The sequence below is a fragment of the Arthrobacter sp. R-11 genome (assembly GCF_049913155.1).
Lineage (GTDB): Bacteria > Actinomycetota > Actinomycetes > Actinomycetales > Micrococcaceae > Arthrobacter.
Map to the genome: position 1 here is coordinate 3,456,561 of NZ_CP183979.1, position 22,061 is coordinate 3,478,621.

General features: G+C 65.3%; 21 protein-coding genes. 11 read left to right on the forward strand and 10 right to left on the reverse strand.

The genetic code is table 11. The features are described from left to right. Position 1: 1 nt before the first annotated feature. Positions 2-1,126 (reverse strand): alpha-ketoacid dehydrogenase subunit beta, encoded by a 1,125-nt coding sequence (locus ACN9M4_RS15680; protein ID WP_426299450.1) that lies wholly within the window; start codon positions 1,124-1,126, stop codon positions 2-4. Next, complete coding sequence (locus ACN9M4_RS15685; protein ID WP_426299452.1) at positions 1,123-2,304, reverse strand: thiamine pyrophosphate-dependent enzyme; 1,182 nt, start codon at positions 2,302-2,304, stop codon at positions 1,123-1,125. The genes ACN9M4_RS15680 and ACN9M4_RS15685 overlap by 4 nt, the downstream gene beginning before the upstream one ends. Before the next feature lie 337 nt (positions 2,305-2,641). On the opposite strand from ACN9M4_RS15685, the gene ACN9M4_RS15690 reads away from it, so the two are divergent. Continuing rightward, positions 2,642-3,019 carry an Lrp/AsnC family transcriptional regulator gene (locus ACN9M4_RS15690; protein WP_426303497.1) on the forward strand — a complete coding sequence of 126 codons (378 nt, stop codon included), beginning with the start codon at positions 2,642-2,644 and terminating at the stop codon, positions 3,017-3,019. On the opposite strand, the gene rfbA is transcribed toward ACN9M4_RS15690, so the two are convergent. Next, positions 3,016-3,879 (reverse strand): glucose-1-phosphate thymidylyltransferase RfbA, encoded by an 864-nt coding sequence (rfbA, locus tag ACN9M4_RS15695; protein ID WP_426303499.1) that lies wholly within the window; start codon positions 3,877-3,879, stop codon positions 3,016-3,018. The genes ACN9M4_RS15690 and rfbA overlap by 4 nt on opposite strands. 53 nt (positions 3,880-3,932) lie before the next feature. Between rfbA and rfbB the strand changes: the two genes are divergently transcribed. Further along, a complete protein-coding gene (gene rfbB, locus ACN9M4_RS15700) occupies positions 3,933-4,964 on the forward strand; it encodes a dTDP-glucose 4,6-dehydratase (protein WP_426299454.1) in 1,032 nt (343 codons plus the stop codon). Beyond that, positions 4,955-6,376: a sugar nucleotide-binding protein gene (locus tag ACN9M4_RS15705; protein ID WP_426303500.1), complete on the forward strand. Its 1,422-nt coding sequence runs from the start codon at positions 4,955-4,957 to the stop codon at positions 6,374-6,376. The genes rfbB and ACN9M4_RS15705 overlap by 10 nt, the downstream gene beginning before the upstream one ends. On the opposite strand, the gene ACN9M4_RS15710 is transcribed toward ACN9M4_RS15705, so the two are convergent. Beyond that, a complete protein-coding gene (locus tag ACN9M4_RS15710) occupies positions 6,359-7,162 on the reverse strand; it encodes an alpha/beta fold hydrolase (RefSeq protein WP_426299456.1) in 804 nt (267 codons plus the stop codon). The genes ACN9M4_RS15705 and ACN9M4_RS15710 overlap by 18 nt on opposite strands. A gap of 319 nt (positions 7,163-7,481) precedes the next feature. On the opposite strand from ACN9M4_RS15710, the gene ACN9M4_RS15715 reads away from it, so the two are divergent. The 6 genes from ACN9M4_RS15715 (at position 7,482) to ACN9M4_RS15740 (ending at position 14,216) form a co-directional block, all read left to right on the forward strand. After that, complete coding sequence (locus ACN9M4_RS15715; protein ID WP_426299458.1) at positions 7,482-8,153, forward strand: HAD-IA family hydrolase; 672 nt, start codon at positions 7,482-7,484, stop codon at positions 8,151-8,153. Positions 8,154-8,281: 128 nt separating this feature from the next. Continuing rightward, positions 8,282-9,367: a phosphotransferase gene (locus ACN9M4_RS15720; protein WP_426299460.1), complete on the forward strand. Its 1,086-nt coding sequence runs from the start codon at positions 8,282-8,284 to the stop codon at positions 9,365-9,367. Between the two features lie 40 nt (positions 9,368-9,407). Then, the gene (locus tag ACN9M4_RS15725) at positions 9,408-10,733 is read left to right on the forward strand and encodes an aspartate aminotransferase family protein (protein WP_426299462.1); all 1,326 of its coding nucleotides are present in this window, start codon (positions 9,408-9,410) and stop codon (positions 10,731-10,733) included. 325 nt (positions 10,734-11,058) lie between these two features. Further along, positions 11,059-11,985, forward strand: a complete 927-nt coding sequence (locus tag ACN9M4_RS15730) for an ABC transporter substrate-binding protein (RefSeq protein WP_426299464.1) — start codon at positions 11,059-11,061, stop codon at positions 11,983-11,985. Between the two features lie 194 nt (positions 11,986-12,179). Next, entirely contained in the window at positions 12,180-13,331 is a 1,152-nt protein-coding gene (locus tag ACN9M4_RS15735) for an ROK family protein (RefSeq protein ID WP_426299466.1), read from the forward strand. Between the two features lie 327 nt (positions 13,332-13,658). Next, the gene (locus ACN9M4_RS15740) at positions 13,659-14,216 is read left to right on the forward strand and encodes a hypothetical protein (protein ID WP_426299468.1); all 558 of its coding nucleotides are present in this window, start codon (positions 13,659-13,661) and stop codon (positions 14,214-14,216) included. A 25-nt stretch (positions 14,217-14,241) separates the two neighbouring features. Here ACN9M4_RS15740 and ACN9M4_RS15745 read toward each other — a convergent pair whose 3' ends face one another. Genes ACN9M4_RS15745 through paaA form a run of 6 tightly spaced genes read right to left on the reverse strand, consistent with a single transcriptional unit; the run spans position 14,242 to position 19,123 of the window. Then, positions 14,242-15,021 (reverse strand): enoyl-CoA hydratase/isomerase family protein, encoded by a 780-nt coding sequence (locus ACN9M4_RS15745; protein ID WP_426299470.1) that lies wholly within the window; start codon positions 15,019-15,021, stop codon positions 14,242-14,244. A 49-nt stretch (positions 15,022-15,070) separates the two neighbouring features. Beyond that, positions 15,071-16,276: a 1,2-phenylacetyl-CoA epoxidase subunit PaaE gene (paaE, locus tag ACN9M4_RS15750; protein WP_426299472.1), complete on the reverse strand. Its 1,206-nt coding sequence runs from the start codon at positions 16,274-16,276 to the stop codon at positions 15,071-15,073. Between the two features lie 9 nt (positions 16,277-16,285). Beyond that, positions 16,286-16,891, reverse strand: coding sequence for a 1,2-phenylacetyl-CoA epoxidase subunit PaaD (gene paaD, locus ACN9M4_RS15755; protein ID WP_426299474.1), 606 nt, complete (start codon positions 16,889-16,891; stop codon positions 16,286-16,288). Next, positions 16,888-17,823: a 1,2-phenylacetyl-CoA epoxidase subunit PaaC gene (paaC, locus tag ACN9M4_RS15760; protein ID WP_426299476.1), complete on the reverse strand. Its 936-nt coding sequence runs from the start codon at positions 17,821-17,823 to the stop codon at positions 16,888-16,890. The genes paaD and paaC overlap by 4 nt, the downstream gene beginning before the upstream one ends. Beyond that, a complete protein-coding gene (paaB, locus tag ACN9M4_RS15765) occupies positions 17,820-18,131 on the reverse strand; it encodes a 1,2-phenylacetyl-CoA epoxidase subunit PaaB (RefSeq protein ID WP_426299478.1) in 312 nt (103 codons plus the stop codon). The genes paaC and paaB overlap by 4 nt, the downstream gene beginning before the upstream one ends. Continuing rightward, positions 18,128-19,123 carry a 1,2-phenylacetyl-CoA epoxidase subunit PaaA gene (paaA, locus tag ACN9M4_RS15770; RefSeq protein ID WP_426299480.1) on the reverse strand — a complete coding sequence of 332 codons (996 nt, stop codon included), beginning with the start codon at positions 19,121-19,123 and terminating at the stop codon, positions 18,128-18,130. The genes paaB and paaA overlap by 4 nt, the downstream gene beginning before the upstream one ends. Before the next feature lie 153 nt (positions 19,124-19,276). On the opposite strand from paaA, the gene ACN9M4_RS15775 reads away from it, so the two are divergent. Both ACN9M4_RS15775 and ACN9M4_RS15780 read left to right on the forward strand, forming a co-directional pair. Further along, a complete protein-coding gene (locus ACN9M4_RS15775; RefSeq protein WP_426299482.1) occupies positions 19,277-20,911 on the forward strand; it encodes an alkaline phosphatase D family protein in 1,635 nt (544 codons plus the stop codon). Positions 20,912-20,989: 78 nt separating this feature from the next. Continuing rightward, on the forward strand, positions 20,990-22,057 hold the full coding sequence (locus ACN9M4_RS15780) for an LCP family protein (protein WP_426299484.1): 1,068 nt from the start codon (positions 20,990-20,992) through the stop codon (positions 22,055-22,057). The last annotated feature ends 4 nt before the right edge of the window (positions 22,058-22,061 follow it).

Below are 22,061 nucleotides of genomic sequence, written 5' to 3' on the forward strand. Positions count from 1 at the left end.
GTCAGTTCTCCCATTGCAGCTCGTCGACGGCGTCGAGGATGCGGTCGACGCTTGGCAGGTAGTAGTGCTCCAGCTTCGGAGCGGGGTACGGGACGTCGAAGCCGGTGACCCGGCGGATCGGGGCGGCGAGGTGGTGGAAGCAGCGTTCCTGGACGCGGGCCACGATTTCGGAGGCCACTGAGGCGAAGCCGTGCGCTTCGGCGATCACCACAGCCCGGCCGGTCTTGCGGACGGACGCGGAGACCGTCTCGTCGTCGAATGGCACGATGGTCCGCACGTCGATCACCTCCAGGGAGCGGCCTTCCTCGGCCGCTGCCGCCGCGGCGGCGAGCGCGGTGGGAACGGAGGGGCCGTAGGCGATCAGGGTGGCGTCCGTTCCGGAGCGGGCGACGGCGGCCCGCCCCTCGCTGCTGTTTCCTGCGGCGCGGTTGGCGGCGTGTTCGGCGGCAAGGGCGTCCAGGTCCACCTGGTCCTTGGACCAATACAGCTTCTTGGGCTCCATGAACATCACGGGGTCGTCGGAGTCGATCGCTTCGCGCAGCAACCGGTAGCCATCGGCCACGGTGGCCGGGGTGAAGACCTTCAGGCCGGCCGTGTGGGCGTAGTACGACTCGGAGGAGTCGCAGTGGTGCTCCACGCCGCCGATCCCGCCGGCGTAGGGCACCCGGATGACCATGGGCAGCTTGAGGGCGCCCCGCGTACGGTTATGCATCTTGGCCACGTGGCTGACGATCTGTTCGAAGGCCGGGTAGGCGAAGGCATCGAACTGCATCTCGATGACGGGCCGCATGCCGTTCATCGCCATGCCCACGGCCATGCCCACGATCCCGGATTCGGCCAGCGGGGTGTCGAAGCAGCGCTGTTCGCCGAAGGTATCCATGAGGCCGTCGGTGATGCGGAAGACACCGCCCAGGCGGCCGACGTCCTCGCCGAAGACCAGCACCGAGGGGTCGTCGCGCATGGCGTCGGCCATGGCGGTGTTGAGGGCCTTGGCCATAGTGACGCTCTGGGGGGCGGTGCTTTCCCGACGCGACGGGGTTTCGGCGACGGCGGCTGCTGCCGCGGCAGCCCTGGCGGTGGCGGCGCTGACGTTGCCGTTCGCCTCCGATGACGTGGTGATGGTCATTTTGCGCTCTCCTCGCGTGCGAGCTCGTCTGCCAGGAGCGCGGATTGTTCCTGCAGCTGCGGTGTGGGCTTGGAAAAGACATAGCGGAAGAGGTTCTGCGGCTCCACCGGAACGTCCTCGCCGAGGCCCTCGCGCAGCTGCGTGGCAACCGCTTCGGCGTGTTCCGAGATCTTGGCGGCGCCGTCGTCGTCGAGCAATCCGCGGCTCCTGAGGTAGGTGTCCATGCGGCTGAGCGGATCCTTGGCTTTCCACTCGCTGACCTCGGCGTTGTCGCGGTAGCGGGTGTCGTCGTCGGCGTTGGTGTGGGCCTGCATACGGTAGGTGTTGGCTTCGACCAGCAGCGGCCCGGATCCTTCGCGGGCAAGCTTCACGGCCCGGTCCAGCACGGCCAGCAGGGCCATGAGGTCGTTGCCGTCCACGCGTTCGCCGGCCATGCCGTAGCCCACTGCCTTGTGCGCCAGGGACGGTGCCACGGACTGGTGGCTCAGCGGCACTGAGATGGCGTACTTGTTGTTCTGCACGAAAAAGATCACCGGCAGGTGGAAGACCGCGGCGAAGTTCAGGGCCTCATGGAAGTCCCCTTCGCTGGTGGCGCCGTCGCCGCACATGGCCAGCACCACGGTGTCCTCGCCGCGGAGCTTGGCGGCGTGGGCCACGCCGACGCCGTGCAGCAGCTGGGTGGTCAGCGGGGTGCACTGGATGCCCACATGGTGTTCCTGGGGGTTGTAGCCGCCATGCCAGTCGCCGCGGAAGATGGTCATGGCCTGCACGGGGTCCACGCCCTTGGCCATGACGGCAACGGCATCCCGGTAGGTCGGGAAGAGCCAGTCGCCCTCGTCCAGGCACATGGCGGCGGCCACCTGGCAGGCTTCCTGCCCGTGGCTGGAGGGGTAGACAGCCATGCGGCCCTGCCGGACGAGCGCCGAGTTCTGGTCGTTGACGCGGCGCCCGACGACGAGCTGCTCATAAGCGGCCATGAGTTCGGCATCGCCGGGAATGGGGTATTCGTGGCCGGGTTCGGTGCCTTGTTCGGCGTCCGGCTTGAGCGTGCCGTCCGGGGCCACCATCTGGATCTGGCGGCGTGCCGGGAGCATGTAGTCCTCGACGCTGATGCCGAACTTGCGCCGAACCTCGGATGCCTGGTCCGTGTTGGACTCCTGGCTTGCGGAGATCGTCATTGGTCCGTCCTTCGCACATGGGTCCCTTCCCGCCACAAGGTGGCGGGCGCTCGGGACGACGATTGCACTATTTGCCTCAAGTATGGTCCTTGGCGAAGTTTCGTATCCAGTGTTGACCCGAATCATGGAAGAGCTTTCAGAAACTGGCTAGTCTGAAAGACGAATTGCAGAATGTGAGCTGGGTTACCGGCCGCAGGTGGACGAATTGCGCAGGTGTTCCTGCGGGGAGGGAGGGGCCGTGGCCGAAACGGAGCAGGAGCCGGCGGAGGCTCCACAGGAAGTTTCCTTGGATGACGTGGACCGGGACATCATCACCGAGCTCACGCGCGACGGACGGATGTCGGTCACGCAGGTGGCCGGCAATGTGCACATCAGCCGAGCCCACGCCTATTCCCGGATCGGGCGCCTCACCGGCGAAGGGGTCATCACCAAGTTCACGGCCGTGGTGGACCCGGTCAAGGCCGGGCTGAAGTCCTCGGCCTACGTAACGCTGAAGGTGCAGCAGCATTCCTGGCGGACCCTTCGCGAGCAGCTCCGGGCGATCCCCGAGGTCCAGCACATCGCGCTGGTAGGCGGCAGTTTCGATGTGATCCTGCTTGTACGCGCCACGGACAACGTCCACCTGCGAAGGGTCATTTTCGACCAGCTCCAGTCCATGCCGGGAATCATTGATACCCAGACTTTCCTCGTGTTCGAGGACGTGGACACCCGCTAGGACTCCAGCAGCCCCAGCAAGTATTTCCCGTAGCCGCTCTTCATCAGCGCTTCGGCGCGGTGGCGCAGGTCATCGGCAGAGATGTAGCCCTGGCGCCACGCGATTTCCTCGGGAGCGCCGATCTTGAAGCCCTGCCGGTTTTCCACCGTGCGCACAAAGCTGGAGGCATCGTTAAGGTCGGCGAAGGTTCCGGTGTCCAGCCAGGCGGTCCCGCGGGGAAGCACCTCCACGTGCAGCTTTCCGTTCTTGAGGTACGTCTGGTTGATGTCCGTGATTTCCAGTTCGCCGCGCTCGGACGGGCGCAGCCCCTTGGCGATGTCGATGACGTCGTTGTCGTAGAAATAGAGCCCGGGAACCGCGTAGTTGCTCTTCGGGTTCGCCGGCTTCTCCTCGAGCGAAATGGCCTGGCCGGCGTCGTCGAACTCGATCACGCCGTACGCCCCCGCGTTCTGCACCCAGTACGCAAAGACCGCACCGCCGTCGACGTCCGTGAAGCGCTCAAGCTGCTGGCCCATGCCGGGTCCGTAGAAGATGTTGTCGCCCAGCACCAAGGCCACGGCGTCGCTGCCGATGTGCCGCTCCCCCAGGATGAACGCCTGGGCCAGGCCGTCCGGCGAAGGCTGCTCGACGTAGCTGAGGCTGATCCCGAACTGGGAGCCGTCGCCCAGCAACTGCTGGAACTGCCCGGCGTCCCGTGGCGTGGTGATCACCAGGATGTCGCGGATTCCGGCGAGCATCAGGGTGGACAGCGGGTAATAGATCATCGGCTTGTCGTAGACCGGCACCAGCTGCTTGCTGATCCCGAGGGTGATCGGGTGAAGCCTTGTACCCGTCCCCCCGGCCAGGATGATCCCGCGCATACGCCAAATCATGTCCTCCCGGCTTTGCTTCCGCAAGGCTAGAGTATGGATCCATGGAGAAGATCCTCGTTACGGGCGGGGCCGGATTCATCGGTTCCAACTTTGTCCGTTACGCCGTGGCCCACACGGATTACGAGATCACGGTCCTGGATGCCCTGACGTACGCGGGGCATCTGGAATCGCTCGCGGGGCTGCCGCCGGAGCGGTTCCGTTTCGTGCATGGGGACATCGCCGACGCCGGCCTGGTGGACGGGCTCATGGCTGCGGTTGACGCCGTGGTCCATTTCGCCGCCGAAACCCATAACGACAACTCGCTCCACGAGCCGCGGCCGTTCCTGGACACCAACGTGACGGGCACCTACACCCTGATCGAAGCCGCGCGCCGGCACGGGACCCGCTTCCACCACATCTCCACCGACGAGGTCTACGGAGACCTCCCGCTGGGCGATCCGGAGCGGTTCACTGAGACCACCCCGTACAACCCGTCCAGCCCGTACTCCTCCACCAAGGCCGCCTCCGACCTCCTGGTCCGGGCATGGGTGCGTTCCTTCGGGCTCCGCGCCACGATCAGCAATTGCTCCAACAACTACGGGCCGTACCAACACGTGGAGAAGTTCATTCCCCGCCAGATCACCAACGTCCTGGACGGTGTGCGGCCAAAGCTCTACGGCGCGGGCCGGAACGTGCGGGACTGGATCCATGTGGACGACCACTCCTCCGCGGTGCTGGCCATCCTGGAGAACGGGAGGATCGGCGAAACCTACCTGGTGGGCGCCGACGGCGAACGGTCCAACAAGGACGTGGTGGAACTGCTGCTCGAGCGCATGGGCGAGGACCCGGGCGCTTACGACCACGTGCCCGACCGGCCCGGCCACGACCTGCGCTACGCCATCGATTCCGGGAAGCTGCGCGCGGAACTGGGCTGGACGCCGTCGTACTCCGACTTCGCCGCCGGACTGGACGCCACGATCGCTTGGTACCGCGACAACCAGGACTGGTGGCGGCCGCAGAAGGAGGCGGCCGAGGCCCGCTACCTTGAGCAGGCAAGGCGCCTCCAGGCACACGGCGCACAGGAATCCCTGTGAGCCCGCAACTGGCGGTCCGGGAGACACCGATCCCGGGTCTGCTGCTTGTGGATTTGCCCGTGCACGGCGACAACCGCGGCTGGTTCAAGGAGAACTGGCAACGCCGGGCCATGACCGCGCTGGGGCTGCCAGACTTCGGACCGGTCCAGAACAACGTCTCCTTCAACGCCACGGCGGGCACCACGCGCGGCATCCACGCCGAGCCGTGGGACAAGTTCATCTCCGTCGTGGCGGGCCGGGCCTTCGGGGCATGGGTGGACCTTCGCGAAGGGCAGGGATTCGGCCGGCTGTTCACCGCGGAGCTGGACCCGGCCACGGCGGTGTTCGTGCCCCGCGGCGTGGGCAACGCCTTCCAGACCCTGGAAGACAACACCGTGTACTCCTACCTGGTCAACGAGCACTGGTCGCCCGAGGCCGAATACACGCTTCTGAACCTCGCCGATGAAACCGTGGCCGTGCCGTGGCCGCTCCCGCTGGACAGCGCCGGACCGCACCGCGCCGAGGTCTCGGAGAAGGACCGCGGGCATCCACGGCTGGCCGGGGTGGTGCCGGTGCCGCCGCGGCGGACCCTGGTGCTCGGGGCGGACGGCCAGTTGGGCAGGGCGCTGCGGGCGGTGTACGACGGCGAGGCCGCCGTCGAGTTCGCCGGGCGGGACAGCTTCGACCTCGCTTCCCCGGAGGCCTTCGGCTCGCGTAACTGGAGCGACTACGAAACGGTCATCAACGCCGCCGCGTTCACCGCCGTCGACGACGCCGAAACAGCAGAGGGCAGGCGCGCCGCCTGGAAGATCAACGCCGCCGCAGTGGTGCGGCTGGCGCGCACCGCCGTCGAGCACCGGCTGGCCCTGGTGCACGTTTCCAGCGATTACGTCTTCGACGGCGGTTCTTCGCTCCATGACGAGACGGCACCGTGGTCACCGCTCGGGGTGTATGGGCAGTCCAAGGCCGCCGGCGAGGCCGCGGTCGGCGTCGTGCCGCGGCATTACATAGTGCGCAGCAGCTGGGTCGTGGGCGAAGGCAGGAACTTCGTCCGCACCATGGCCTCCCTCGCGGCGCGCGGCATGAAGCCATCCGTGGTGAACGACCAGACCGGAAGGCTCACCTTCGCGCAGGACCTTGCCGCCGGGATCAGGCACCTGCTGGACTCGAAGGCTCCCTACGGCAGCTACAACCTCTCCAACAGCGGACCCGCGCAGAGCTGGGCGGAGATCGCCGCGGATGTCTTCGAACTTTGCGGCCGGCCCCGCAGCGACGTCACCGGGGTGTCGAGCGCCCAATACTTCAAGGACAAGCAGGCTGCCCCGCGCCCCTCGAACAGCATGCTTGACCTCGGCAGGATCGAGGCCACCGGCTTCTTCCCGCCGCCGGCTGCCGGGCGGCTCAAGGAGTACGTTTCACGCTTGGCTGATTGATCCGAGGAACTCCACCACGTCTGCGGCCACACGTTCGGGGCATTCCCACAGCACCAGGTGCCCGGTGCTTTCGTAGATCACCAGATGGGCCCCGGGAATCCGGGCAGCGAGGGTTTCCTGCTGCCGCCGCGGCAGGAGGGAGTCGTGGACGCCCCAGAGGATGAGAGTTGGCGCCGTGATGAGGCCTTGTTCCGTAGGCGGGACAGCCTGGCACAGGCCGTCCAGGATTCCCTTCCAGGCTCGGGCGGGCATCGCCACACCGTCCCGCACCCGGTCCTCGATGTACCACGCGGGCACGGCGTGCAGCAGTCGGAACCAGGACAGCGAATCCCGCACCCATAGCTCGTCCACGGGATCACTCAGCCGCTCGACGTCAGCCGCGACGGCCGGCCGGCTGCGGAGGCTGAGGGGCGCGCCCACGAGGATCAGCGAAGCCACCAGCTCCGGATGGTCAACGGCCAGCTGTTGGGCCAGGTAGCCGCCGCTGGAGGAGCCCAGCACGCATGCCGTGGCGACGCCGAGGGCCTCAAGGAGGGCGGCCACGTCGTCCGTCATCTGCGCGAGCGAGTACCCGCCGTCGGGCTTGTCCGCGGCTCCCTGGCCCCGCAGGTCCGGCGCAATAACAGCGGTCGACGGCGGCAGGAGCGGCAGCAGGCGGTCGAAGGTCCGGCGGGACTCACCCCAGGGGTGCAAGAGCAGCAACGGCACACCGCCGCGCGGCCCCGCCAGCAGCGTGGGCAACGTGACGCCCGTACGGAGGGCCACCCTGCGGACCTCGGTTTCCACAGCGCCAGAGTACCGGTGCCCGAAGCGGAAGTCATTGCGGCGGCGATGCTCCTATGAGCCTCAAATTGAGCATGGTTCCTTGATTTAGGGATGGGCGTGACGGGTGGAACCGAGACCAATAGGTGCAGCCGGCAGCGGTGATGGAGTCGATGAGGGAAGTGACCTGGGACTCCTGGGAACAAGCAAAGACAATTGTTGACAATTGACAGTTGGGCATTTAGATTCATAGAGAATCAAAAACGTTCAGCCGCAGCTCACCGACAGACGGCTGACAACCCCAAGGCCCAATCTCCTAGCACAATCCTTGAAGGGACTAATCATGGCTCCGAATAATCTCCGGCCGAAGTACATCTCTTTCGATATCTACGGCACCCTGATCAACTGGGACACGGATGCCACTACCCGCCGGCTGCTGGATGGCCGCCTGCCTGAAGAGCAGTGGCCTGCGTTCAAGAAGGTGTTCCGCGGTTACCGCTTCGACGCGGTCCTTGATTACGCGCCGTACGAGGAGATCCTCCAGAGCTCGTTCGACCGCGTCTGCAAGTACTTCGGCATTGGGCCGACCCCGGGTGCGGGCGCAGAATTCGCCGACGCTGTACGCAGCTTTGGCGCCCACGACGACGTGCCGGCTCCGCTGAAGCTCATGGGCGACAACTTCAAACTGGTGGCCCTGTCCAACGCCGACGACAGCTTCCTGGAAATCAGCATTCCCAAGCTTGGCGCCCACTTCCACGCCGTGCTGACCGCCGAGCAGGCCCAGGCCTACAAGCCGCGCTACGAGGCCTTCGAGTACATGCTCGACACCTTGAACGCCAAGCCGGAGGACTTCCTGCACATCGCCTCGCACACCCGCTACGACATGCACCCGATGCACGACATGGGCTTCCGGAACCTCTGGGTACTGGACCGTGGCTACGACCCCATCGGCCCGGGCTACGACTACAACGTCGTCAAGTCCCTGGACGAGATCAACAAGCACCTGGGTCTCTAAGGCCGGCTTCCTGAGACTCCCCGCCCACGGCACGCGAACATGGCCGCGAGCCGTGGGCGGGGACACCCACTTGTTCCGCAAGCAGACCAGGCCAAGCGGGCTTTCCTAACTCCCTTTGAAAGGGTGACATGAGCATTACCCCCAACCCCGCGACCAGCGATTCCGCCTTCATCGACGCCGTCGCAGCAGAGAGCGGCTTGCTGGGCGGGCATTCACACATGCCGGACTTAACACTCCTGGATCTGCTTGAGGAGTTCTATGGCTTGACGGGGAAGCTGGTTCGGATTCCCACCGAGAAGGATGACACGTTCAGGCTCCGGGATGGTGCGGCCACCTACCTGGTCAAGGTGTCCCCGCCGGATGAGGATCCCATGATCGTCCACCTTCAGACCGCGTGCATGCAGCATCTGGAACGGACCGCACCCGAGCTTCCGGTCCAGCGCCTCGTGAGTAGCGTTGACGGGAAACCCGAAGTCCACATCCCCAGTCCGCACGGACCCTACGACCGGGTGCTTCGCGTGATGCGCTTCATGCCGGGAAGCCTGCTGGCCAATCAGTCAGCATCGGCGGGGCAGCTTCAACTGGTGGGCTCAAGCCTCGCCCGCCTTGGCCTGGCGATGCAGGACTTCGATCACCCACGCGCAGACCGCATGCTTCTATGGGACCTGAAGCATTTCCACCGTATGCGGCCGCTGCTTGACCACGTGGACGAAAGTTCCAAACGCTCCCTGGCGGAGGACATCTGCGACCGCTTCGACGAGCAAGTGGTTCCGCTTCTTGGCAGTCTCACGTCCCAAGTGGTGCACGGGGACTTCAGCCCGTTCAACCTTGTGGTCGATCCCGACGCCCCGAACTACGTGACCGGGATCATCGACTTCGGGGACGCGGTGCGGACTCCCCTGATCTTCGACATCAGCGTCACCATGGCCAACCTCCTGGGAACAGATCCGGACAGCCCCTGGGAGCATGCCCTCAATGTGGTGGCGGGCTACCAGAAGGTTCGCCCCCTGCCTGTTCGGGAGCTCGCGGCCCTGACAGCGGCCGCGCCCGCCCGCCTCCTGCTGCGCGCCCTGATAACGCAGTGGCGGGCAAGCCAGCTCCCCGAAAGACGCGATTATCTCCTTTCCCACTCCAAGCCGGACTGGGACCGGCTCGCAGCCACGGCCGCGGCCCCCGCACCGAAACTGCCTTTCAATCCCGAATCCAAGCTTTAAGGAGCCAACGATGGAAACTTCCCAAATCCGTAGACCGTCCATGCCCATGGTCAATGGCTTTGATCCCAACCGGCTCAGCGAGCTCCCTGAGCAGATGCAGAAAAGCATCCGGCGCCGGGACACGAGTCTCGGACCTGGCTACCGGCTGTTCTACAACACCCCGGTGGAGGTAGTGCGCGCCAAGGGCGTTACCCTGTTTGACTCAGACGGAAACGAATACCTGGACGTTTACAACAACGTCCCCTCGGTCGGTCATTGCCACCCGCGCGTCGTCGCCGCTGTCCACCAGCAGATGCAGACCCTGAATACCAACACCCGCTATGTGCAGGAATCGATTCTCGACTACTCCGAACAGCTGCTCTCCACGTTTCCCTCGGAGCTTGGGCACGTCATGTTCACCTGCAGCGGCTCCGAAGCCAACGATCTTGCCATGCGGGTGGCGAAGTACGTAACGGGAAACCAGGGCATCATCGTCACCTCCGGCGCGTATCACGGGTTGACGGCAGAAGTCGCATCGTTCTCGCCGTCCCTGGGGGTCGGTGTGCCGCTGGGCGCCAACGTGCGGGTCATCGACGCGCCTGATGCCCTGCGCTACTCCTCGGATGGAAAGCCACTCGCGGAACACCTGCGGGACCAGGTGCGTGCGGCAATCGCCGACCTGCACCGCCACGGCGTCGGAGTAGCGGCCTTCATTGCCGACAGCATCTTCTCCTCCGACGGCGTCTTCGACGGCCCGGCCGGCTTCCTCCGCCCGATTGTTGAGGAAATCCAAGCCGCAGGCGGCCTATACATCGCTGATGAAGTCCAGCCCGGCTTCGGTCGGACCGGCGAGGAATGGTGGGGCTTCCAGCGCCACGGAATCGTTCCGGACATTGTCACCATGGGCAAGCCCATGGGCAACGGCATCCCCATCTCCGCGGCGGTGTTCAAGCCCGAACTGCTCGTGGAATTCGGGAAGAACATCCGCTATTTCAACACCTTCGGCGGGAACACGGTTGCCATCGCCGCAGCACAGGCCGTTCTGGATGTGATCCGCGAGGAATCCCTCATGGAAAATTCCCTCAAGGTAGGTTCGAAGATCCAAAGCGAACTTCGACGGATCACCCAGGACCTGGACCAGGTCGCTGAGATCCGCGGTAGCGGCCTTTTCATCGGAGTCGACCTCGTCACCGACCGCTCCAGCTTGACCCCGGACGGGAACCTCGCCAGCTTGATCGTGAACAGGCTCCGCGAAGAGCGGATCCTGATCTCTGCCTGCGGAGCCCAGGGCAACGTCCTGAAACTCCGCCCGCCGCTGCCATTCTCAATGACCGACGCCGACCGTCTCATCGAGGCCATGGACCGCGTATTCCAAGAACTGCGCTAACTCGACACAAGCATCTGCACCCTACGTCGACATTCCGCACCGCAAGGGCCTGGGCACGGTATCGCACCGCGCCCGGGCCCTTGGGCTATATCGAGACTGAGTTCCAAGGTCTCGCAGCAGGAAATCCCAGAAAATTGTTGACAATGTCACCATTTACATTCATGATGAAAATTAATCAGTGAGACGCCCGACACACAGGGTCGAACTCAAGCTCGAGAGGCCAGTATCGCTCGCCCAGTGGGCCCAAGGCTACAAATCCCCATGTACTGAACCAGCCGACCTCCCCAATGAATTACTCGGCGGTGACCAATTGAAGGGAACACCCATGAAGAGCATTACCAAGATCCATGCTGCCGCTGCAGGGCTTGCTGTCCTGCTGGCCGTGACGGCCTGTGGCGGCGCGGTAACTGGCGGCCAGCAGACGGAAATCCCCAAGACGCAGAACACCCGTGACATCTCGGAGGGTGTCCAAGCGGATCCGGCCGCCGTGGCGCTGCTGCCCGGATCCTACAAGGCCAAGGGTGAACTAACCGTAGCGATGGATCTGAGCTCCCCGCCGATGACGTTCCTCGCCGAGGATAACGTGACGCCGATCGGCGTGAATCCGGACCTCGCCCGCCTGGTTGCCAAAAAGCTGGGATTGAAGCTGAAATTCGTAAACACGGCGTTCGACACGATCATCCCCGGCATCGACGGCGGCCGCTACGACTTCACCGCCACCACCATGTCCGCCACGGAAGAGCGGCTCAAAGTCTTGGACATGATCAACTACCTCAAGGGCGGCTCGGCCGTGGCAGTACCCGACGGCAACCCGCAGAACCTGAGCAACGACTCCCTGTGCGGCAAGAACATCGCCGTCACCAAGGGCTCCACCCAGCAACTGAAGCACTTGCCGAACGTTTCGGAGTGGACCTGCACTTCCCAAGGCAAGCCGGCCATCAACGCGGTAACGCTGCCCAACGTCCAGGAGGCCCTGACCCAGTTGGACTCCAAGCGGGTCGACGGTGTTTTCTACGACGCCAGCGGCTTGGCCTGGGCGCAGGCGCAGCAGCCCGGCCACTTCACCGTCCTGACGCCGAGGATCGACACCCGCACCAACACCAACGTCGCCATGGGGCTGAAGAAGGGATCGCCTCTGACGCCGGCACTGCAGAAAGCCATCCAGTCCGTCCTCGACAGCCCCGAATACAAGGAATCCCTGGAGTACTGGGGCCTGGGCGAATCAGCCATCACCGACGCCACCATCCGCTAGGACCACTTGGCGCGCCGACGCCCACATTGAGCCGTACGCCCGGCAGTTTGTTGCCCTGCCGGGCGTACTGGCCGTTGGCGGAACCAGCGATTACCGATGAACGCGCAACGAAAGAAAACCATTAACCCCATCAACGAATACCGGGCAACCCCACACGTCCCGGTTTAGGTCTGGACTCTCATTAAGGTAGTGCTATGAGCAGCATCCCCACGGCACGTGACTACACCAAGGCGTCTGTCCTTGATGCGGTCCTTTCAGAGGCGCCCTTGACGCGCAGCAGGCTGATCGAATTGACACGTTTAAGTCAGGCAACGGTGTCCCGGAAGGTGGATGAGCTTCTTTTTGACGGTTTCCTCGTTGAGCAGGGAGTCGATGCCGTTGTGCGCCGTGGCCGACCCTCCACGTTTCTGGATGTCCCCGGCACGGCGGGGCACATTGTCGGTATCTCTTTCGGGACGCGAACCACGTGCGTCCTCGTAACTGACCTGAGAGGTCGCGAGGTTAGTCACATCATTGTTCCCAGCTTCGAGGGGGGCGATGTTGGAACCACTGCCGAGTGGCTGGTGGGCTTGGTAGTGGAGACCAGTGATTCCGCAGAGGGACCATTGCGCCAAATCGTCGCTGCTTTGCCCGGCCGTGTCCCGAATGGCACCAACTGGTCCGGGACACCAGAATCAAGGACGATTTTCCTGGCTTCACGTCTCCAGAGTGCCATTGAAGAACGGTTGAAGGCTCCCGTGACCGTTGAGAGCGATGCCAACGCATCCTTACGGGGGATCCTGAAGGATGATGCAAGCATAGGAAATGCTGCTTTGTTCATGCTCAGTACGGTGCTGAGCTTCGCTGGTTGTACTGATCATGAGATCGCCAAAGGGCGGAGCCCTGCCTTCGGTGATCTGGGTGGTGTTCTCTTCTCCGGCGTTGGCAACGAGACCCTCGACGGACTGTTGAGCACAACGGGCCTCCTCCAATTCGCCCAAGGACGGGGATTGGACCTGGAAGGCATCGAAGCCCTGTGGTCACAGCCGCAGGAAACGGCGTCCCGTGCGGAAGTGGCGGAGGCATTTACGACGGCGATCGTGACCGCCGTCGGTGCCGTTGCCGTTACGCTGGACCCGGAGTCCGTCTATTTTGTGGGTCGCCTGAGTCCGCTCGTGGACGAAGTCCTTCCCGAGGCGCGCAGGCGACTGGCACAAAGCCTTCCCACCGTCCCGGAGATCAGGGTCGTGCCCCAAGTGATCGGACTATCGGTGGCCCGGGGAGCGGCGCAGGCCGGACTGGCCCTGGCCCAGTCCCGGCTCCGTGAATCGATGCTCGAGGCCCGTAGCGAGGGCCAAAGCCTGTAGCAGGTGAGCCGGCGGACAGATCGTCGGTAAGACAGTGCCGCCCGGCACGTCAGCTTTTTTTGCTGGGCCACGCCGGCTCAAGACCTTTTCCAGTATTACCGTCTTTTGATCCCACCAAGTGCGGCGTAGCCTTGAACCGGCATCGCACGCCCAAATGCGTCGGGACCGCCGATGCCGCTTTGAAGGCGCAAAGTCCTCGGATTGCGCGCCATGTTTTGCCCATGTTACTGGGGGACAGCGGACTGATGTCGGACAACGACACCGCCAGTTGCTGTCCGACGGAGTGCCACGTTTGCGTGGCAAGATATTGACTCCAAAAGGCCAGTCATGAACAAGATCCTCAAGCAAATCATCATGCTGTGTGCAGCATTCCTGCTCGTTTTCACGGCCGGGGTGTCGGCAGCCCAGGCTGCCAGCCCGCACTTCAAAAAGGGCGGCGAACCCGTCTGTACGGTGAGTATCAGCGGATCCACAGCCACCACCACCTGTAGGGCCGTCCTAGCTGGGCTCGGAAACGACGACCTTCTCGCCACGGTTAGTGTGTCCGGCTTCGCCGTCTATCAGTGCAAGAACCAGGGCGGAAACGTCGCACCGGGACAGAACAAGGTCCTGATCGGCCCCGCCGTGGCACCCACGCTGATTGACAGCGACGCCATCAAGAACGGGAACCTGACGCTGAACACCAATCCGGCAGTATTGTCGGCCCCGGGTACGGTGACAGCGACCCAGGCCGGATGCCCGAACAGCAACTGGACCGGTGTGAACCCGGTCTTGACGGTGACGTCGATTTCCCTGGTGATTGAGCAGCCCGTAGGAACAGTGATCTTCAGCTGCTCGAAGTCCGACCCGAACGGTCTGAGCAGTCCAGTAGCCCTTAGCTGCTGAACGGCACAATCCTGAGGCGCGGGCCTCAGCCCTTGAAGGCCGGGGCCCGCTTCTCCTGGAAGGCGCGGAAGCCTTCCGCGTAGTCCTCGCTCTTGCACAGCCGGGCCTGCTCGGTGTTCTCCTCCGCCATGGAAGCCCAGAGCCCCAGTCGCTGGTCGCGGATGTGCGCCACGAGTTCCTTGCTGGCGTTGAAGGCTCCGGTGGCTCCGGTGGCTACCCGCTCCACGATGGCCCGGGTCGCGGAAAGAAGCGAATCGTCCGGCATCGCCCGGCTGAACAGGCCCTGCGCCACGGCTTCGCTGCCGCTCATGAGCTCCGCGGTGTAGATCAGGTCCAGGGTGCGGTGCATGCCCAGTCGCTCGGTGAAGTACCAGTGCCCGCCGGAATCCAGTGTGGCGCCCAGCTTGGCGAAGGGCGAGCCGAACTTGGCGTTCTCCGCCACGTACACCACGTCCGTGGCCAGCAGCAGCCCGAGCCCGACGCCGAGGCAGGCCCCGTGAGCCGCCGCGAAGGTCGGCGCCGGGAAGGCCGCCATCTTCTTCAGGAGGGGCTCCACCAGACCGCCCAGGTAGGCCTGGGCGTCGTCGTCCTCCGGGGTCACGCCGGCGATGTCCCGGCCGGCGCAGAAGGCGCGGCCCTCTCCCCGCAGGAGCAGCGCCCGCACCTCCCCACGGCCGGCGGCGGCAGCGGCGTCGTCGTACGCCCTGTCCAGTTCGGCGAGCGCCTCTTCGTTGAGGGAGTTCAGCTTCTGGGGCGCGTTCAGGACGATTTCGGCGATCCCGCCGGCGATGGAGAGCTCAATCATGCTGGGTTCCTTGGCTGTCGGTGGGGCTGTCAGTGGGCTGTCGGTGGAGCTAGACGTCGAAGTCGACCGTGACGTTTTCGCTGGTGGGGTGGGACTGGCAGGTGAGCACGTAGCCCTTGTCCAGCTCATCCTGCTCCAGCGCGTAGTTTTCGTCCATGGTGACGGTGCCGCTGACCAGCTTGGCGCGGCAGGTGCCGCAGACTCCGCCGGCACAGGCGAACGGCACGTCGGGGCGGACGCGCAGCGCAGCATTGAGGATGGATTCGCGGGCGTGGGTGGGGCTGGCGACGTCGCCGGTGAGTCCGTCCAGCTTGAAGGTGATCTTGAAGGTGTCCTGCGAGTCGTCCTCGACGACGGGCCGCCCCGCGTTGCCTTCCGGACGGTCCGGGCGGCCGGTGGTGAACAGCTCGAAACGGACATGTTCGGGCGCAACCCCGCGGGCAGCCAGCGTGTCGCGGCACAGCTGGACCAGTTCGAAGGGCCCGCAGAGGAACCATTCGTCGATGTCCTCGGCGTGGATGGCGGAGGACAGCAGGGCCTGCAGCTTCTCCGAGTCGATCCGGCCGGTCATGAGCGGCGCGATCCGCTGCTCACGGGAGAGCACATGGTGCAAGGCCAGCCGGGACGGGTACTTGTCCTTCAGATCCGCCAGTTCCTCAAGGAACATGACGTCCATGGCGGCTTTGTTGGCATAGATGAGGTCGAATCGGGTGTCCGGGTTGGCGGCCAACAGGGTGCGCGCGATCGCGATCACCGGGGTGATGCCGGATCCGGCGGCAATGGCCACGAAGGAGCCCGGCTCCCCCGCCAATTCCTCCGGGTTGTTCATCGAGTTCATGACGTTGTACTGGACCGCCGCGCCGTCCTTGCCGTGGCGGGAGATGAACGCGCCCTGCGGGCTCATCACGTCCAGGGTGTCCCCCGCCTCAAGCTCGGCGTTGGCCCACGTGGAGAAAATGCCGCCGAGGTCCTTCTTGATGGCCACCCGGATTTCGCTGCTGCCGTCTTCGAAGCTGCGCGGCTCTGCGCAGATCGAGTAGCTTCGGCGGACCTCATGCGGTTCGCCGGATTCGTCCGGGAGCGTGGTCCGCAGGGCCACGTACTGGCCGGGGAGGTAGTCGTACTGTCCCGCCAGTTCCGCCGGAACGGCGAAGGTGACTTCGATGGCGTCCTCGGTCAGGCGCCGCACCTCGGAGACGGCGAGGCTGTGGAAGGACGCACGACGGCGGCTGGCCGTGGGGGTTTCGGTGGTCATCTGGCTTCCTTAGAGGACTTTGAAGTAGTCAAACGGTTCCTTGCAGTCCTGGCAGACGTACAGCGCCTTGCAGGAGGTGGAGCCGAAACGGGTCAGTTCCTTGGTGTTCAGCGAAGAGCACTGCGGGCATTTCACTGCCAGGCTCAGCCGGACGGGACCGGAGTGGCCGCCTGCCCGGGAATTGCCCGACGGCGGGGCGATGCCGTACTCCCGCAGCTTCGCCTTGCCGGATTCGGTCATCCAGTCGGTGGTCCAGGCCGGTGCCAGCACCAGGTTCACGCGGACCTCGCCGTAGCCGGCTTTGGCGAACGCGGACTTGAGGTCGTCCCTGATCGCGTCCATCGCCGGGCAGCCCGAGTAGGTGGGCGTGATGGTGAGTTCGACGGCGGGCCACCCGGCGCCGCCGTCCGGGGCACCGCCGTCCGGGGCGCCGCCGTCCGGGGCACCGCCGTCGGAGGCGCCTTCCAGCACGCGCACCGCGCGGAGGATCCCGAGGTCCTCGATGGTGAGCACCGGGATCTCGGGGTCGCAGACCGTAGCGGCGAGCGCCCAGGCTTCCTGCTCCGCGGGGCTGCGCTGCTCGGCGGGGCTCAGTGCGGTTTCCACGCTTGTCACCAGCTTGCTCCGGGATGTTCGCGGGCGAGCACCTGCATTTCGGCCAGCACGTAGCCGAGGTGTTCGGAGTGCTTGCCGCGCCGGCCTCCGCCCAGGGACTGCGGGATGCGGTCCAGGTCCAGGCCGCCGTCCCCGCTCAGCTCGGCCTCGGCGAGCACCTCGCCGGTGAGGCGGTCGAAGTCTTCGCGCAGGCTGGAGGGCTGGACGCCGGCGCCGGTTTCGGCCAGCCGTGCCGTCAGCTCGTCGTCTTCGAAGAGCTCGTCCACATAGGGCCACAGCAACTTGAAGCCCTGGATGATGCGGCGCCGGGATTCCTCGGTGCCGCCGGCCAGGCGCAGCACCCACTGGGCGCTGTGGTCGCGGTGGTAGTCCACTTCCTTGAGCGCCTTGGCCGAAATAGCGGCAATCGTCGCATCACTGGAGTCCAGCAGCCGCTTGTAGAGCTCGAATTGGTAGTAGCTCACGATGAACTGCCGCGCGATGGTCACGGCGAAATCCCCGTTGGGCTGTTCGAAGAGGTGTGCCGAGCGGAACTCGGGTTCGCGGCGGAAGTAGGCCAGCTCGTCCTCGCTCTTGCCCCAGTACGCGCCCGCGTAGGTCAGGAAGGAACGGGCGTGGCCCAGCTGGTCCAGGGCGATGTTGCCCAGGGCGATGTCTTCTTCGAGCTCGGGGGCGCGGGAGATCCAGTGGCCAAGGCGCTGGGCCAGGACCAAGGCGTCGTCGCCCAGGCGCAGGGCGTAGTCGGCAACGTCTTCCCCGGGCTTGGCTGTCCCGCGGCGCACCTCGAGGGCGATGTCCTCCGGTCGCAGGGCGTTGCCGGGGGTGATGCGGGTGGCGCTTGCCGAGCCGTCGCCGGAGGCGCCCGCTCCGCTGACGCCCACGGAAATGTCGCCGTGGCCTTCGATCGCGAAGTCGGTGTTGTTTTCAGTCACAGGTGCTTCACGCCTTCGCTCTTGGTGTAGTACGTGGCATGGCGGTAGTCCTTGCCCTGCGGGGACTCGAAGAAGGAACCCTTCGAATCCGGATCGCTGGAGGAAATCGCATCGGCCGGCACCACCCAGATGGACACGCCTTCATTGCGGCGGGTGTAGAGGTCGCGGGCGTTGCGCAGGGCCATGACGGCGTCCGGCGCGTGCAAAGAACCGGCGTGCACGTGGGAGAGGCCGCGGCTGGAGCGGACGAACACTTCCCAGAGGGGCCAGGGGGTTTCCGTGGAGTGGGACTCGGTTGGCGTTGTCATGCTGCGTGTTCCTTCTCTGCTTGCTTGGCGGCGTAGGCTGCGGCGGCTTCGCGGACCCAGGCACCGTCTTCGTGTGCCTGGCGGCGGCGTTCCATGCGCTGCGCATTGCAGGGGCCCTTGCCAGCCAGGACGTCCTTGAATTCGTTCCAGTCCAGCGGACCGTGTTCCCACTTCTTCGTCTCTTCGTTGAAGCGGATCTCCGGGTCCGGCAGCGTCAGGCCGAGGACCCTGACCTGTTCGACCATCATGCCGACGAAGCGGCTGCGGAGCTCGTCGTTGCTGAAGCGCTTGATGTTCCAGGCCATGGACTGCTTGGAGTTGGGGGAATCGTCGTCCGGCGGGCCGAACATCATGAGCGCCGGTGCATACCAGCGGTTCACGGCGTCCTGGGCCATCTGCTTCTGGGCGGGGGTGCCGTTGGACAGTTCCAGCAGGATCTCGAAGCCCTGGCGCTGGTGGAAGGACTCTTCCTTGCAGATGCGCACCATTGCGCGTCCGTAGGGTCCGTAGGAGGCCCGGCAGAGAGGCACCTGGTTGCAGATGGCGGCGCCGTCCACGAGCCAGCCGATCGCGCCCATGTCCGCCCAGGACACCGCCGGGTAGTTGAAGATCGAGGAGTAGCGGGCCTTTCCGTCGATGAGGTCCTGCATCATCTTGTCGCGGGACTGGCCCAGGGTTTCCGCGGCCGAGTAGAGGTAGAGGCCGTGGCCCGCTTCATCCTGCACCTTTGCCATGAGAATGGCCTTGCGCTTCAGGCTGGGAGCACGGGTGATCCAGTTCGCCTCGGGCTGCATGCCGATGATTTCCGAATGCGCATGCTGGGAAACCTGGCGCAGCAGCGTCCTGCGGTAGGCCTCCGGCATCCAGTCCCGCGGCTCGATGCGCGAATCTTCCGCGATGATCCGGTCAAAGTACGCCTGGCCCGCGCGTTCCCGTTCCTGTTCTTCGGGGGACAGCTCAGCGGGCACAGACTGCAGGTTCTGCGATGCCATGGTTGCTCCTATATATTTACCGACCGTTCGTTCAGAATATGCGGAAGCGGCGAGCGGCGTCAAGCACTCCCATCGATCGGGCCGGGCCAGGCCGGTCCGGAACCTTAACCCCGGACTCACCGCGCGTTCACCCGCAGCGGCCACAGTGGCAGCATGACTGATTTCCCGCGCCGCTCCCTCCTCAAGAGCTCCATCGCCGCCCTGGCCGTTTCCGGCGGCACTGCGGCCGCAGGCACAGCGCCCGCACAGGCCGCCCCGGCGGGCATCCCCTTGTTGCGCAAGCGCCTCACCCTGCCCAGCGGCATCGCCAGCGGGGACGTCACCTCGTCCTCGGCCGTGCTCTGGTCCCGCGCCTCCGGGCAGGGCCGGATCGCCGCCACGCTGCGCGCCGTGGACGACGCCGGAAACATCCTGCGCGGCCGCCACGCCTTCAGCCGGGTGCTGCGCGGTCCCTGGGCCACCGAGGCCAGCGACTTCACCGCAAAGATCCACGCGGACCGCCTGCCGGCCGGCACCCGATTCGTGTACACCCTCGGCTTCGAGGACGACGGCGGCGCCATCAGCGAGACGCAACAGGGCACCTTCCGCACGGCACCGGCAGCAGGCGGCAGCGCGCCGTCGTCGGCTCCGCAAAGCTTCGTCTGGACCGGCGACACCGCCGGCCAGGGCTGGGGCATCAACGAGGACATCGGCGGGATGCGCGGCTACCAGGCCATGCACCAAACCCGCCCGGACTTCTTCATCCATTCGGGCGACACCATCTACGCGGACGGCCCCATCGCCGCCACCGTCACCGAAAAGGACGGGCAGCTTTGGCGCAACATCGTCACCGAGGAAGTCTCCAAGGTGGCCGAGACCCTCAAGGAATTCCGCGGCCGCCACCGGTACAACTCGATGGATGCGGGCATGCGGGCCATGTTCGCCGAGGTCCCGGTGATCGCACAGTGGGACGACCACGAAACCCACAACAACTGGTACCCCGGCCAGATCATCGACGACGCCCGGTACACCGAGCGGAACGTCAATGTCCTCGCCGCACGCGGCCGGCAGGCGTGGCAGGAGAACATGCCGATCGCTGACAGTGCGGCACTCTGGCGTCCCGGTACGTTCGACGGCGGCAGCTACCAGCCTGCGCGGATCTACCGGAAGATCTCCCGCGGCCCGCAGCTGGACGTCTTCTGCCTGGACATGCGCACTTTCAAGTCCCCCAACACGGACGGGAAGGAGCCCTACGCCACCAACATCCTGGGCCAGGAGCAGGTGGACTGGCTGATCCGCGAAGTCCGGAATTCCACAGCCACATGGAAGGTGATCGCGGCCGACCTCCCGCTGGGCGTCATCGTGCCGGACGGCCCCGTGAACCAGGAAAGCCTGTCAAACCGCGAAGACGGCGCGCCCCTGGGACGGGAACTGGAAATCGCCGGAGTGCTCAGCGCCTTCAAGCGCCACGGCGTGAAGAACACCGTTTGGCTGACGGCGGACGTGCACTACTGCGCCGCGCACCACTACTCCCCCGAGCGGGCCGCCTTCACCGACTTCGACCCCTTCTGGGAATTCGTCGCCGGGCCCATCAACGCCGGCTCCTTCGGCCCCAACGCGATGGACGGCACCTTCGGCCCGGAGGTGGTCTTCTCCAGGGCCGGCCGCTTCGCCGGGGAATCACCGCGCGACGGCGAGAACCAGTACTTCGGGCACGTGGAGCTCGGCACTGACGACACCTTCAACGTGAGCCTGCGCAACGCCAACGGCGCGGTGCTGTTCCGGAAGACCCTGACGCCGCAGCGCTGAGTGCTTGGGCGGGCTTCGTTGCCGAATTGCATCCTGCGACACGCTTGCTTTGCGCCCTGCCGGTGATAGTTTCCGGACATGGAGAAATGGCTCAGCGCCGAATTCCTGAAAAGCCTCCTGCACGGTCGCAGGGCAATCGTCACCGCGCTTGCGGCGGTGCTGGTGCTCGGCACGGTGGCCGCGGGCATCCTCGTGAGCATCAACCGGCCCGCGGCGCCCGCCGCTGCGCCGTCGTCGAGCCAGGGATCGGAGCCCGGCATCACCGTGCCGCCCGGGTCCCTGCTCAAGGCGGACCGACCCCCGCCGCCGCTGGCATTGCCAGGCCTGCCTTCCGGACCGGTAAATGTCCTGGTGATCGGCAGCGACATCCGCGGCAACGCCAAGGAAGCCGCCAAGCAGGCGGCCGCCACCGGCGGGCAGGTGGACCAGCGCTCCGACATGATGATGCTGATGCACATTCCGGCCGACCGGAAGAAGGTCTACGGTATCTCGATCATGCGTGACCTCTGGGTGGACATCCCCGGCTACGGCGGTTCGAAGATCAACGCGAGCCTGCAGTTCGGCGGCCCCGCCTTGGTGGAGAAAACCATCGGGGGCCTGCTACAAACGAAGATCACGTACTCCGTGATGGTGGACTTCAATACCTTCCGGGACATCGTGGACGGGCTGGGCGGCATCGATGTGAACTCTCCCGCAGACTTCACCGCCGCGGTCGACACCCAGCACCACTTCACCAAGGGCGTCAACCACCTGAACGGCCAAGCCGCCCTGGAATTCGTCCGTGAGCGCCACGCCTTCCCGGACGGCGACTACCAGCGGGTTCGGAACCAGCAGGAGTTCATCCGAGCGGTGATGGCCAAGCTTCGGAACTCGGGGATCCTCAAGGATGCCGGGAAGACCCTGGCCTTCATCACGAAGGTGGCCCCCAAGCTCATCCTCGACAACGGACTCGACGTCATGAAGCTCGCAGGCCTGGCCTATGCGCTGCGCGGCATCGACCCGCGGACGGCGTCCTTCATGACCCTCCCGACGGCGGGAACCGGCACCTCGGCGGACGGTCAGTCGATCGTCGTGCCCGACTACAACGGCATCGCCCAGGTCGCGGACGCGCTGGCCAAGGACCGTATGGGCCAGCTCCCCAGGTAGTCAA